We start from the raw sequence: 14,020 nt of genomic DNA, 5'->3' as shown, positions 1-14,020 counted from the left end.
TTTACGGAATAAATCAATTATAGAGGATAAAGATGATCAGCGTCAATATAAATATTGATAATGATTCTCACTTGAACTAACATACAACTAGGAAAACGCGGAAGGAGTGAGAACGGATGCCGGAAAATACGGGAGCTGCGGGATATTTTACGAAAGAGACAATTGCCGATGCCGTTCACCTGTGGACGCGCTCGGCGGTTTCCTTAATAGATGTTCGTTATCAGCTGCTGCATCCGGACATGCCTATGCGCAATTACAGAATGCCGTCGGGCATGCTGGTGTACACGTGCGGCGGCAAGGCTGAAATCAAGCTGGATCGGACTGTCTATCACCCGGAACGTTTCGGCCTTTTTCATGGGGGAAAAGGGACGGAACTGTCGATTCGTCCCGTAGGCGGGCAGTTGCCGACGTACATGGTGCTCTACAAGGCGGAGACGGCGCCGTTCTACAAAAGAGACATTCATCGTTTGCTGGAGCAGACGAATCCCTTTATGCAGGCGTATGGGTTTTCGCCGGAAAACCCGATTTTTTTTACCGGAAAGCTTCAGACGCTGTACGATCGCTGGAAACGGGAATCGGCAATGGACCGGCTGCATGCAAAGATCATTCTCTATCAGCTTGTTTATGAAATTTACCGGGAGCTGGAGGCGGGCGGGGTTCGTTTTTTCGAGCCCGATCTGGTTGCCGCCGCCAAGCGTTATTTGGACGAGCGATACGCGCAGCCCGTTTCCATTCAATCGTTGACCGATCTGCTGCCGATCAGCGGGAGCCAGCTCGGCAGGCTGTTTAAGCAGCGCGAGCGCAAAAGCCTGCAGGAATATTTGAACGAGAGGCGGCTGGACGCAGCCAGACGCCATTTGCAAAATCCGCATGTCACCCATAAGGAGATCGCCGCGGGCTGCGGCTTTGTCTATGAGCTGAATCTGATCCGCATGTTCAAAAAATATTACAAAATGACGCCGACCGACTACCGCAGAAAAATGATAGAAAACATGCGGAATCGTGATATTGATAACGATTCTCAACGTCTTTACACTGAGAGAGGACTAGACGGATTAGCCCAATCTACAGGAGACGGGGAGTTATCGATGTTAGGACAGACAAGAAGCAGGGAAATGGTGCTGGCGGCTGCCTTGGGCGTCATGCTGCTGCTGTCGGCATGCGCGTCGAACGCGCCCGCGACCACCCAGTCGCCGAGTCCGGCGCCGGTGCAATCGCAGGCTCAGGCAGCGCCAAGCGCGGATACGAAGGAGACGGTGGCGGCACGGACGCGAACGATTGCAACGGAGCACGGAGACGTGGAGGTTCCCGCCGATCCGCAGCGGATCGTCTACTTGGTGTGCAACAACGTGGGAGATATACTGCCCTTCGGCAAAACGGTGGTCGGCATCGATCAGTATGGCGATCCTGCCCAGCGGCCCGAGCCATGGAGGCAGCAATGGGGACCCTTCGTCGCGGATGCCCTAATGGTTGCGGGCAGCAATCTCGAAGCCATTATGGCTCTTGAGCCCGATTTGATTATCGGCTCCGCTACTTGGGCGTCGTCGCCGCTGGAGCAATTGAGCAAAATCGCGCCCACCGTTTTTTACAATGAAATGTCGCCGCTAGAAGAGAGGATGACGTTCTTCGGGGAACTGTTCGGGATGCCCGAACGGGCCGAAGAGCTAATTGCCCAATATGCGGCCAAAGTCGAAGCCGCCAAGCAGCGTCTCGTCGATGCGGGCATTTACGACAAAACCATCGTGTTCCTGCAAGGCGTCGAGGAAGGGTCTGCCGGCTTGCAGGGAGATAAAACGAGAGGTATCATTTACGAGGACTTGGGAATGCGAGCTCCCGAACGGGTGGAGAAGCAATTTTTCAACCGGGAAAATCCGCAGACGGAGGGCTTCTATTCGCCCCTGTCTTTGGAAGTTATCGATCAATACTTGAATGAAGCGGACATCATTGCCTATACGAATTTTGCGCCAAGCGTGGAGGAACTGGAAAAGCAGCTTTCCCCCGTGGAAATCTGGCAGGCGCTCCCGGCGGTGAAGGCCGGAAACGTGACGTTCTATTCCATTACGGATACGCTGATCGATTTCGATTATGCCAGCCGCACAGTTTCGTTGGACACTTTTGTCGATGCGCTGCTGGAGCTGCCGATTGCTCGGAAATAGTTCGAATTCGCCAAGGGAAAGATGGCGCAGCGGGTTCAATCCGGCTTGAGTTGTTCGGCGTATAGGGGGGATGCACAGGACGCGTTCCCTCTTTTTCTCGCAGACGTTCTGTGCAGGCCCTAAATCTCCGCCCCGCGGCTGGCACCATAAAAACAATTGCAAACTCGAAAAGCTTCTGCTATATTGAGTGTAATTATTACGAATTAAACAGAAGGAGGGGTTACTATGGCCAAAAAGTCAAAAGTGATCCGCGAGTTGAAAAGACGGGCCACCGTTGCCCGGTATGCGGAGCTCAGAAGACAGCTTAAGGCGAACAAGGATTACGAAGCGCTGAGCAAATTGCCGCGGGACGCTTCGCCGACCCGGCTGCACAACCGCTGTGAAGTCACGGGCAGGCCGCGGGGTTACTTGAGCAAGTTCAAAGTATCGCGCATCGTGTTCCGCGAGCTGGCTCATCAAGGCCAGATTCCCGGCGTGAAAAAAGCAAGCTGGTAGTCCGGCGATCACGTATTCTCCAGCCCGACTCACGAGTCGGGCTTTTGTTGCCTTATGCAGTCTTTTGTCGCAAATCATTCGACAATTATCGTAATAATTACGTATAAAGGAGGAGAAATGTGGCACATCTGTTAATGATCGAAAGCTGGGTAGGAGCGAGCGGCAATCTGCTTCCCCCGCTTCTGAAGTCGCTCGGACATACATACACCTTCGTCGCCCGCAGGCCGGAGCATTACCAAAGCTCCCACAGTACGGAGCAGCACCCGGTGCTCCGCTATGCCGATTCGGTGCTCGTGACGGAGACGAACGACGTTCCCGGATTGATCGAATTTCTGCGCCCTTATCGTTTCGACGGCGTCATTACCGTATGCGATTACTACATAGAGACCGTCAGAGAGGTGGCGCAAGCGTTCGGCCTGCCTTGTCCGTTCCCGGCCCGGGTGAAGACCGTGCGGCAGAAGCATCTGATGCGCCTTGCGCTCGATCAGGCCGCCTTGGCCAATCCGGGCTACCGGCTGGCGCGTACGCGGGAGGAGGTCGCGGAGGCGGCGGCCGCCATCGGGTATCCGCTCGTGCTGAAGCCGGTGGATCTGGCGTCCAGCGCGTTCGTCAGCCTGATCTCGAACGACGGCGAGCTGGAAGCGGCTTACCAGGCGCTTGAAGCGTTCCCGCTTAATTTCCGGGATCAGGAGCGGGACCGGACGTATCTGCTCGAAGCCTATATGGCCGGCGGCGAGGTCAGCGTGGAAAGCGTCAGCTATCAGGGAGAGACCGCGATTTTGGGCATTACGGACAAGTCGGTGACGGGCACGCCTTACTTTATCGAGAACGGCCATATGTTCCCGGCCGACTTGACGGAGGAGACTCGCGCCCGGACAGAGGAATTCGTGCGCGACGCGCTGCGGGCCGTCGGGTTCGATCACGGCATCGCCCATACCGAGGTGAAGCTGACGGCGGACGGACCGCGCATCGTCGAGATCAATCCGCGCACGGCGGGGAATTACATCGTCGAGCTGATCGAGCGCGTGACGGGCATTGATCTGCTGCGCGCGTTTGTGGACCTGTCGCTGGGCCAGCGGCCGGTTATCGCATCCGAGAATCGCGGCGTCGCCAGCGCGGCCGTCGCGTTCCTCGTCCCGCCGCAAGGAGGCGTCGTCGAGAGCGTCCGGGGCATCGAGACGCTGGAAGCGGACGAACGCATCGTCCGCTACAAGCTGGACGATTGCGCCGGCAAGCGGATTGAGCCTCCGATCGACAACGCCTGCTACCTGGGACACGTGGTCGCGCAGGACGCGGAAGGGCTTAATGCCAGACGTTACGCGGAGGAAGCGCTCGGCCGGATCGCGCTGAGCTTCGCTTCTTCGGAGGGGCGGAGATGAAGCCGATGAACTCGCCTTCGCTTCGCGGCATCGCCGATCTGAAGGAAGCCATTCTGCGGGGAGAGCTGGGGCCGAGGCCCGAGGCCCTGCCGATCACCGGAGCTTCCTCGATCTATCAGACGACGCAGTTTCCGTCCTCTGCGGTCAAATATCATAACCATTATTTGCTGCTGCGGGTGGAGTCTTATTTCGGCGCTTGCTCGCATACGGCCGAGCAATTGGCGGCCGGAGCCGCGGCGAAGTGGTCCGGGCGCACCCTCGACGAGGCGCTGCGCGACGAGAGCCTGCCGGTGCAGGTCGCGGCGATGGACGCTTATCTCGGCTGCGTCTATCCGCACCGGGAGCATTGCCGGCAGACGATGGCGATCCCGCCCGGCACTCCGCTGCAGAAAGCCGAGCTTCGCGACGCGCTTATTGCGGATACGGCGGACATTCGGCCCGGGCAGCGGGTGGCGCTGATCGGCGTAGTGAATCCGCTGATCGAAGCGATCGTGCGGCGGGGCGGCACGTGCCTGCCCTGCGACCTGCAGCTTGAGCGGACGCAGCAGGGGGAACCGGTCGAGAAGGATATGGAGAAGGTGCTCGACCGGGCGGACAGTGTGATCTGCACGGCGATGACGCTGAGCAACGGCACGTTCGACCGGATTGTGGAGCGAGCGAGAGAGAGGGAAATTCCGCTGACGGTCTATGCGCAGACGGGCAGCGCGGTCGCGGCCCGATTCGTCGGACAGGGAGTGACGGCGCTGGTCGCGGAGCCTTTTCCCTTTACGCAGTTCAGCGCGGCCGATACGCCGCTCTATTGTTACGCTGCCGGAAGGGAGCGAACGGGAACGCATGCCGTATAAGACGAACACGGACAACTTTCTGCACACGAATCCGTCGTTGTATTTGGCTTTTCACGACGACGATGAGCTGAGCATGGCGCGATTCGTGCACCGGGTGCTGCTCGAATACGAGGCGGGCAGCCGCGTGCTGGACGTCGGCTCGGGTCCCGGGCGAGAGGTCGCCTACCTGCACCGCGCCGGATACGAAGCCGTCGGCCTCGACAATTCGCAGGAAATGCTGGGCTGGGCGAAAGCGCTGTACCCCGGACTGCCGTTCGAATACGGCTCGCAGTCGGATTTCTCGCTCGGCCGGCAGTTTGACGCGCTGATCTGCGTCGGAAGCACTTTTTTATACAATTTCGCCAACTCGGAGGTACTGGCCAGCCTGCGCTGCTTCCGCGAGCATCTTCGCGAGGGCGGATTGCTGTACCTGGACATGAGAAATGCCGCCTTTTTCCTGACGGAGGAAGGCCGGCGCTGGCTGACCGAGGAATTGACGGAACATCGGACGATCAACGGGGAGACCGTCACGATGACGACCCGGTTCGCCATCGATCCCGTTAGCCAGCTGTTGGAAAGAGATTATTGCTGGACGTTCGAAGGGCATGCGCCCGTTCGCGAGCATTTGCAGCACCGGCTGCTGTTCCCCCAGGAGCTGACGCTGTATTTGGAGCTCGCCGGCTTTCGGCTCGTACGGCTGTTCGACAAGCCGTCGCCCCATGTGGCGCGGTTCGAGTCCGGGCAGCCGCTGGCGTTCGGCAACGAGATGACCGGAACGCGCATGCAGGCGATCGCTGTGGCTATATAGACGGTTAAAAAATCAATATTGATACGGAGTGGAGACAAGAATGAAGAAGCTATCGTTTGTTATTCTATTGGGATTAATTTTGGCGGTCGCTGGCTGCAGCGGGGGCAATTCAAATGCCGGGAACGGCTCGCCCGAGAGCTCATCTCCGGCCGGAAGCGCGGCGCAGGGCGAAGCCTCGCTAAGCCCGGAAGCAAGCGGCGCGGAGCCGCAGGAGCTGGTCATCATCGGCCAGGAAATCAACGCCAGCCTGGACCCGGTCAAGCCGCTGACCTCAAGCTATCTGAGAAACATCGGTGTGGGCGAAGCGCTGTTCAAGGTGAATGCGGGGGGAGAAGTCGAGCCGTCCCTTGCGGAGAGCGCCACAGAGGTCGATCCGACGACCTGGGAGATCAAGCTGAGGCCGGAGGTCCGCTTCTGGAGCGGCAAAGCGGTCGACGCCGACGCCGTTATCGCTTCGCTGGAGCGTTCGAAATCGCTGGACCTGCAGGCCCAGCCGTTCCTGAACGATCTGACGATCGCCAAGCTCGACGATTATACGCTGCAGGTTAAAACCGAGCGCGAGCATCTGCCCGTGCCGCTGAACCTGTCTTATTACCAGACGATTATTCATAACGCCGAGGCTTCGCATGAGGATATCGGCACGATGGATCTCACCGGAATGTATAAAGTTACGGAATTTTCCCCGAAGCAGAAAACGGTTTTGACGATCAACGAGGATTATTGGGGACAGAAGCCAACGATTCCGACCGTCGTGTTCGAGGAGATCAGCGACGAGCAGACGAGGGTGCTGTCCGCTCTGAGCGGACGCAGCCACGTGACGCTTAACGTGCCCGTCTCCAGCCTGGCCCAGTTCAAGGACAATAAAGAGGTCTACCTGTCCGCGGCTCCGGCCGCTTCGACCCAGACGATCTATCTCAACCTGGGCCAAGACCAGCTTCAGGACGTTCGCGTCCGTCAGGCGCTGTCCTGGGGAGCGGATCGCGACGAACTGGTCGTTCTGGCCGCCGAAGGGCAGAGTACGCCCGTGACAACCTGGATGGCCAGCAATCCGGCCTATGCCGAGACGAAAAACGCCGTATACACCCAGTTCGATCCGGACAAGGCGGGGCAGCTTCTGGACGAAGCGGGCTGGCTGAAGGAGTCCGACGGCATCCGCTATAAGGACGGAAAACCGTTGACCGTGCGCTTGATGACCTGGGGCGGCGACAAGGCGCTGGGCGAAGCGCTGCAAAGCCAATGGACCCGGCTCGGCGTCAAGGCGGAGGTGCAGCACGGCGATTACAGCCTGATCGAGACGGCCCGCGAGTCCGGGGACTGGGACGCGTCCATCGAAGCCTGGAGCACCTTCGGCGAAGAATTCGCCGTCCTGTCGGGGCAGTATTCGCCCGAAGGAAGGGCCAACTACGGCGGCTACAACGACGAGGAAACGAACCGGCTTCTGGAGGAGCTGAAGAAAGCCGGAGACCAGCAGTCGAGGCATAATCTGGCTCTGCAGATCAACGAACGGGTTGCCCAGCAGGCGCCGGTCATCAGCCTGTTCCCGCGTCCGCAGGTAACCGCGGTGAGCAGCTCGCTGCAGGGCTTCGAGGAGCACTTCAGACAGTTCGAGAACGTTGTGAACGCCAAATTGACTTTGACTGCCCAATAATCGGCCGCCATGCATACCGTGCTTTTGCGCAAACTGCTGGAGGCGCTGCTTACGCTGTTTTTTGCCACGCTGATCATTTTTGCCCTGATCCGTCTGGCTCCGGGCGACCCGGTGCGGCTGATGCTGGGGCATCCCGGCGAGATCGCCGCGCAGGGAACGAGCGCCTACGACGAGAAGGTCGCGGAGCTGCGCACGGAATTGGGGCTGGATCGGAACGTCGCCGTGCAGTATGCTTCGTGGCTGGGCCGGCTGGCGCAGGGGGATCTGGGCACTTCGATCTTTACCGGCAAACCGGTCGGCCCGGAGATCGCGTCCAGGCTTCCGGCTACCGTCGCGCTGTCGTTGTCGGCGCTGCTCGTCCAGATCGCGCTGGGACTGTTCTTCGGAATGGTCGCGGCGCTCCGGTCGGGCAAGCTGACCGACCAGCTCATCCGTGTCGCCTGCGTCGCGCTGGCGTCCACGCCGGCCTTTGTCGTCGGCTTGGTCGCGCTGGCCCTGTTCGCCGTGAAATACGGCGTCTACGAAATCAGCAGCGACTTCAGCGCGTCCAGGCTGTGGCTGCCGGCGCTCACTCTGGGCATCCTCGGCGCGCCGCAGCTGGTCCGCATCATGAGAGCCAATCTGCTGACCGAATTCGGCAAAATCTATGTGTCTTCCGCCCTGTCGCGGGGGCTGGACCGCAAGCGCGTCGTCCGGCACGCCGCAAGGAACGCGCTTATCCCGCTGGTCACGATGGTCGCGCTGAGCTTTGCCGGCCTGATCGGCGGAGCCGTCGTCATCGAAAGCATCTTCTCCTGGCCGGGCATCGGCAAGTACGCCCTGGACAGCATTCTGGTCAAGGATTATCCGGTCATTCAGGGCTACGCGCTCGTGGCGGTATTGATGGTCGTTCTGATTCATTTTCTCGTGGATGTCGTTTACAGCGCGCTTGACCCGCGAATCCATCACAAAGGAGAGGCAGGCCGTGAAGAGACGGTTTAATTCCAAAAATCCGGCGAGCCTGATCGTCGGTCTTGTCGTGCTGGCGATTCTCGCGATCGCCATCCTTGGCGCGCCTCTGCTGGCTCCTTACGATCCCGTGGCGCAAAGCGCGGCCGAGCGTCTGGAGAAGCCGAGCGACAAGCATTGGCTGGGCACGGACCGCTTCGGCCGGGACATTCTGTCCCGCACGCTGTACGGCGGGCAGACGACGCTGCTATCGTCGCTGCTGGCGCTGTGCGCGGCTTTGGCGATCGGGCTGCTGGTCGGCATGGCGGCGGGGATGTTCCACGGCTCGGCGCTCGATCATATTCTGATGCGGATCATCGACGTGCTGCTGGCGTTTCCCTTCATGGTGTTCGCCATGGTCGTCGCCGGGCTCTTCGGCACGGGGCTGGTTCATCTGCTCCTGGCCGTCGTGTCGGTATGGTGGGTGAGCTTTGCCCGGCTGACCCGCAGCGTCGTGCTGCACGCCAAGAACGAAACGTCCTATGCGGCGGCCAAAGTGCTGGGCGCCTCGAATCTGGCGATCATGCGCAGGGAACTGCTTCCCAAAGCGATCAGCCCGGTGCTGATTCTGGCCACCTTCGAGCTGGGCACGCTTATTCTGTCCATCGCGGCGCTGTCCTTCCTCGGCCTGGGCGCGCAGCCGCCCGCCCCCGAATGGGGCAGCATGCTGGCGGACGGCCGCGCCCATTTCTTCCAGGCGCCGCATATTCTGATCGGCCCGGCGAGCTTTATCGTCGCGACCGTGCTGGCCTTCAACCTGATCGGGGAAGGGCTGCGCGACCGGCTGGACCCTTATGAAAAACTGGAGCTATAGGAGGCCCGACATGTCGTCCGATAAACGCGCCGAGGCATTGGAAGTAAGAGGCTTGCAGGTCGCCTACGAGCAGAACGGACGAAGAACGACCGTTCTGAATTCGCTGGATTTCGAGCTGAGAAAAGGCGAGATTCTCGTTCTGCTGGGGGAGAGCGGCTCGGGGAAATCGACGATCGCCAAAGCCGTCACCGGCATGCTGCCCCCGTCGGCCCGCATCGGGGGCGGTTCGCTGCAGGTCGGCGCCGCGCGGATTCCCGACTTGAGCAAACCCGGCATTCCGTGGGAACGAATTCGCGGAAGGGGTGTCGCGATGCTGTTTCAGGACGCCCAGTCGGCGCTTAACCCCGTTATGAAAATCAAGGACCATTTCAAGGAAAGCCTGCTCTATCACGGTCTGGCGTCCGCGGAGGAAGCGGCGGCGATCAGCGCCGCCATGCTGGAAAAGCTGAATTTCAAAGACGTTCGGCACATTCTGGACAGCTATCCGTTCCAGCTGAGCGGAGGCATGTGCCAACGGATTTGCCTGGCGCTGGCGCTGTGCCTCGAGCCTGCGGTGCTCGTCGCGGACGAACCGACGTCCGCGCTCGACACCGTAAGCCAGAAGGAAGTGCTGGATCTGCTGCGGAAGCTGCAGCGGGAGATGGGCTTGACCGTGCTGCTGATTACCCACGATATTGCCGTCGCTAATGCCGTCGGCAATCGGGTCGTCGTTCTGAACAAGGGGGTTATTGAGGAGGAAGGGGAGACAAAGGCCGTTCTGACCGCGCCGGCGTCCGCCTATACGCGCGAGCTGCTCGCGGCGCGAAACCGGATTGCCAGGCCGGTGCGCGGTTTGCCGCCCGCGACCGGCGAACCCGTGCTGGAAATCGTTCGGCTAAGCAAAACGTTCGGCGGAAAAAAACGCGTGCTGCGACAGGTCGACCTGACGTTGAACAAGCGGGAAATTCTCGGCATTCTGGGGCAGAGCGGCTGCGGCAAGTCCACGCTGGCCAAGTGCGTCGCCGGCCTGGAGCGGCCGAGCGAAGGGCGCATTTTGCTGCGGGGCGCGGACATCGGGCATTTGAAGGGGAAGGCCAGGCGCGAGACGAGCAAGCGGATCCAGCTCGTCTTCCAGGATGCCCGGGCGAGCCTGAATCCCGGGCGCACCGCGCTCCAGCTGGTGCAGGAGCCGCTGCACTATTTGCGGATCGGCGGCAAGGCGGAGCGGGAGGCGCTGGCCGCTTATTACCTGCACGAAGTGGGCATTGCCGACGAAGCGCAGACGAGACGGCCCCCGCAGCTCAGCACGGGCCAATGCCAGCGCATCGCGATTGCCCGGGCGCTGGTGCTCCGGCCGGACATTCTCATCTGCGACGAAGCGGTGTCCGCGCTGGACATGAGCGTCCAGGCCCAGATTCTGGAGCTGCTGCAGCGTCTGCAGAGGCAGTTCGGCTTTTCCATTCTGATGATCTCGCATGATATTCGGGTGCTGCGCGCGTTCTGTCACCATATCGCGGTGATGAGCGGCGGGAGCTTCGGGGAGCGCAAGCAGGAGAGCGGCCGGCTTCACGAAAGCCGTCAGCCGCACACCCAACTGCTGCTCAAATGCGCCGGCGATATGGAGGACGGTCTTGTCTAAAGGAAAGGAAGGATGAGCGTGATCGCCAATATTCTGGAAACCGTCGGCAGGACTCCTCTCCTCACGTCTCCGAACAGCAATCAAGCGGACGAGGGTCAGCTTTTATTCAAATACGAGCGCTACAATCCGGGCGGCAGCATCAAGGACCGGGCCGCGCTGTACATCGTCGAAGAGGCCGAGCGCAGAGGCTGGCTGAAGCCCGGAGGCACGATTATCGAGTCGTCCAGCGGCAATTTCGGCATTTCGCTGGCGATGATCGGGGCGGCCAAAGGCTATCGGGTCGTCATCCTGGTCGATCCCAAGACGACAAGCGCCAATCTCGCGCTGCTGAAGGGCTTCGGCGCGGAGGTGATCGTCGTGACGGAGCAGGACGATTCCGGGAGCTACCATAAAACGAGAATATCGCTGGCCAACCGGCTGGCCAGGGAGATCGAAAACAGCTACCGGCCGGACCAATGCTTTAACCTGCTGAACAGCGAGGCGCATTTCCGCACGACGGCCCGCGAGATCGTGGAGGCCTGCTCCGGCCGGCTCGACGCCTTCGTTACCGCGGTAAGCACGGGCGGACAGCTGGGCGGGATTTCCCGGTATTTGAAAATCTATGCGCCCGAGGCGCAGGTCGTCGGCGTCGATGCGGTCGGGTCGGCGATTTTCGGGGGAGAGGCGGAGGCTTACCGCATTCCCGGCATCGGACTCGGCTGGACGCCGGACAATCTGGATGTGAACGACGTGGACAGCGTCTACAAAGTGCCCGACGAGTCCGCTTTCCTGGCGGCACGGGCGTTCGCCCGCAACGAAGGCATCCTGATGGGCCCTTCGAGCGGGGCCTGCGCCTTGGTCGCGCTCAAGATCGCCCAGGAGCTGAAGCCCGGGCAGCGCGTCGTGTGCATGGTTTCGGACGGCGGGGACCGTTACGTCCAGACGCTGTTCAACGACGAATGGATGGAGAGCCAGGGCTTCGCCGTTCACGCGGACGTCGCCGCGATCCGGGAGGCGGCGCGCCGGCTGCGGCCGCTCGGCGGAAAACCCGTCGGCAATTACAAGCCGGAGCTCGTTCGACAGCTTGACGTGCCGGAGTCGACGCTGCGCCTGAACGCCGAGCTGCGCGATGCCGCGCTTGGCCTCGGGACGGCCGTTCCCGAATAAACTACAACGGAAGGCGGAGTTGCCGCAATGCCGCTGAACAGCGCCCTGTCCAAGCCCTTTTTGCGTTTATATCTGCTCGCGCTGCTGTTTTTCAGCGCCAATGCCATACTTAACGTCATTCTCCCGCTGCGCGGCGCGGCACTCGGCGCAAGCAACGGGCAGATTGGGCTGATTATGGGGACTTACATGTTTACCTGCATGTTTTTCCGTCCCTGGGCGGGCCGCCTGATTCACAAGTTCGGTCCGGAGAAGATTCTGCGCAGCCTGCTCGTAGTGAACGGTCTTGCGCTTATTCTGTACACGGTGACCGGGCTGGAGGGCTATCTGGCGGCCCGCGTCATGCAGGGAGTATGCACCGCCTTTTTCTCAATGGCGCTTCAGATCGGAATTATCGACGCCCTGCCGGAGCAGGAGCGCTCGCGGGGAATCTCGCTGTATTCGCTGTTCACGTACATGCCGACGATTGCCGGCCCGATTCTCGCGATCGGTCTGTGGAATTGGGGAGGTATGGGCGCCTTTACGTTCGCGATGATTGCCATTGCCGCGGGGACGGGCTGGTTTGGGTTTCACGTCAAGCTGCAGCGCGCCTCGCCTCCGGAGGACGCCGTCCGGGAAGGGGACGGAGAGTCGAAGCGAAGCGGCAAACTCGGGCCGCTGTGGATCTGCTGCCTGCTGATGCTGTTCGTATCCGTCGTATTCGGTTCCGTCTCTACGTTTATCCCGCTGTATGCCGGACAAATCCCTTACGGAAACGCCGGCGTGTTTCTTATGGTCCAGGCTTCCGTGATCGTCATCGTGCGGTTCGCGTTCAGCAAGAAGCTTCCGTCCGACGGCAGGTGGCATGCGGGCTTCGTCGGAACGGTATGCCTCATCTGCGCCGGCGGCGCGATGCTGCTGTCTCTGTCGCCGATGCTGGGGCCGACGGCGCTTTACGGCGCGGCTATGCTGATCGGACTGGCCCAGGCGACGCTGTATCCGACGTTGATCTCGTATTTGACGTTTGTGCTGCCGAAGGCGTCGAGGAACGTACTGATCGGTTGGTTTATCGCGATGGCCGATCTTGGCGTCTCGCTGGGCGGAGCGGGGATGGGTCCCGTCGCCGACGCGTATTCTTATCGCGCGATGTACTCCGTGAGCGCCGCGTTGGCCGTAGTGTGCGCAGTCGTCGCCTGGGCGAACCGCAAGGCGAACAGCGAAGCCGGAGCCGTCGCAAGCGTATGAACAAAGGAGAATTTTGATTTGGTGAAATCCGTTAAGGAATATCGCATTGCAGCCGCCGGCGCGGAGAGAGGACGCGACATCGCCGATTTTGTTTTGTCGCAGATGCGGGATTTGTATCCGAAGGGCGCTTACGAGGAAGATCCGCAGGATTTGCGTTTGTTCGAGCAGGTGTACGTGCGCCCGGCGAACGCCGTCTTCCTGATCGCGGAGGATGCGGACGGAGCGCTTCTGGGCACGACGGCCGTTCGGCCGTACGATGGGCGCTTCCCGGAATTGACGCCTCTGCTCGGAGCCGGTCCGGTCTGCGAAATCGTCAAAGTCTACATCCATCCCAATTGGCGCAGGAAAGGCATAGGCAGCCGGCTTTACGCCGAAGCCGAGCGAACGGCCCGGGAGGCCGGTTACGCGGAAAGCTACCTGCACACGTCTTTGCATTTGCCGGGCGGCTACTCGTTCTGGCAATCCCGGGGATACCTGGAACGTTACTGGGAGGCGGATCGGATCGCGCATATGAGCAAAAAACTCGACGAGAGTTGAACGGTCGGGGGCTGTCTCCGCGGTCGCACCGGCGGGGAATGTCTCCCGTCTAGGAGATAATTTGCTTCTTAATTGGCTTGATTTTCTTACACACAGTACGAAACAGGGCGAACCGCTAAGTACTTCGTGCGGGCTTACCGGCCCGGAACCGACACAGGGGCGAGGGTTAAGCTCGCCGGAAGTGCTTATCGGCCCGAAATCGTCACAGGGGTGAGGGTTAAGCTCGCCGGAAGTGCTAATCGGCCCGAAATCGTCACAGGAGTGAGGGTTAAGCTCGTCGGAAGCACTAGCCATGCAAAAAAGCTAACATCCAACACCCATCACAAAGCCAGATTTATAATTTTAATCATTTGTTCAATATTTTTACAATGGGTGTTTGATGACATG

At 60.4% G+C, this 14,020-nt stretch carries 12 protein-coding genes; all 12 read left to right on the top strand.

Annotated elements, in window-relative coordinates:
• Positions 1-116 precede the first annotated feature (116 nt).
• The 12 genes from ACFFT4_RS10955 (at position 117) to ACFFT4_RS10900 (ending at position 13,633) form a co-directional block, all read left to right on the top strand.
• Positions 117-2,156 carry an AraC family transcriptional regulator gene (locus ACFFT4_RS10955; protein ID WP_378047567.1) on the top strand — a complete coding sequence of 680 codons (2,040 nt, stop codon included), beginning with the start codon at positions 117-119 and terminating at the stop codon, positions 2,154-2,156.
• A 225-nt stretch (positions 2,157-2,381) separates the two neighbouring features.
• Complete coding sequence (rpsN, locus tag ACFFT4_RS10950; RefSeq protein ID WP_378047565.1) at positions 2,382-2,651, top strand: 30S ribosomal protein S14; 270 nt, start codon at positions 2,382-2,384, stop codon at positions 2,649-2,651.
• Between the two features lie 119 nt (positions 2,652-2,770).
• Entirely contained in the window at positions 2,771-4,030 is a 1,260-nt protein-coding gene (locus ACFFT4_RS10945) for an ATP-grasp domain-containing protein (protein WP_378047564.1), read from the top strand.
• Positions 4,027-4,875, top strand: a complete 849-nt coding sequence (locus ACFFT4_RS10940) for a Rossmann-like domain-containing protein (protein WP_378047562.1) — start codon at positions 4,027-4,029, stop codon at positions 4,873-4,875. The genes ACFFT4_RS10945 and ACFFT4_RS10940 overlap by 4 nt, the downstream gene beginning before the upstream one ends.
• Complete coding sequence (locus ACFFT4_RS10935) at positions 4,865-5,662, top strand: class I SAM-dependent methyltransferase (RefSeq protein ID WP_378047560.1); 798 nt, start codon at positions 4,865-4,867, stop codon at positions 5,660-5,662. Before ACFFT4_RS10940 ends, ACFFT4_RS10935 begins: the two co-directional genes overlap by 11 nt.
• Before the next feature lie 40 nt (positions 5,663-5,702).
• Entirely contained in the window at positions 5,703-7,310 is a 1,608-nt protein-coding gene (locus ACFFT4_RS10930) for an ABC transporter substrate-binding protein (protein ID WP_378047558.1), read from the top strand.
• A gap of 9 nt (positions 7,311-7,319) precedes the next feature.
• Positions 7,320-8,291, top strand: coding sequence for an ABC transporter permease (locus ACFFT4_RS10925; RefSeq protein ID WP_378047556.1), 972 nt, complete (start codon positions 7,320-7,322; stop codon positions 8,289-8,291).
• Entirely contained in the window at positions 8,275-9,111 is an 837-nt protein-coding gene (locus ACFFT4_RS10920; RefSeq protein WP_378047555.1) for an ABC transporter permease, read from the top strand. Before ACFFT4_RS10925 ends, ACFFT4_RS10920 begins: the two co-directional genes overlap by 17 nt.
• A gap of 10 nt (positions 9,112-9,121) precedes the next feature.
• On the top strand, positions 9,122-10,729 hold the full coding sequence (locus ACFFT4_RS10915) for an ABC transporter ATP-binding protein (protein WP_378047553.1): 1,608 nt from the start codon (positions 9,122-9,124) through the stop codon (positions 10,727-10,729).
• Positions 10,730-10,741: 12 nt separating this feature from the next.
• Complete coding sequence (locus ACFFT4_RS10910) at positions 10,742-11,875, top strand: PLP-dependent cysteine synthase family protein (protein WP_378047550.1); 1,134 nt, start codon at positions 10,742-10,744, stop codon at positions 11,873-11,875.
• A gap of 33 nt (positions 11,876-11,908) precedes the next feature.
• Positions 11,909-13,096, top strand: coding sequence for a staphylopine family metallophore export MFS transporter CntE (gene cntE, locus ACFFT4_RS10905; RefSeq protein WP_378047640.1), 1,188 nt, complete (start codon positions 11,909-11,911; stop codon positions 13,094-13,096).
• A 21-nt stretch (positions 13,097-13,117) separates the two neighbouring features.
• The gene (locus tag ACFFT4_RS10900) at positions 13,118-13,633 is read left to right on the top strand and encodes a GNAT family N-acetyltransferase (RefSeq protein WP_378047639.1); all 516 of its coding nucleotides are present in this window, start codon (positions 13,118-13,120) and stop codon (positions 13,631-13,633) included.
• The last annotated feature ends 387 nt before the right edge of the window (positions 13,634-14,020 follow it).

It is taken from the genome of Cohnella cellulosilytica (assembly GCF_042431195.1).
GTDB lineage: Bacteria > Bacillota > Bacilli > Paenibacillales > Paenibacillaceae > Cohnella > Cohnella cellulosilytica.
This window is presented reverse-complemented; position numbering and strand designations above follow the sequence as displayed.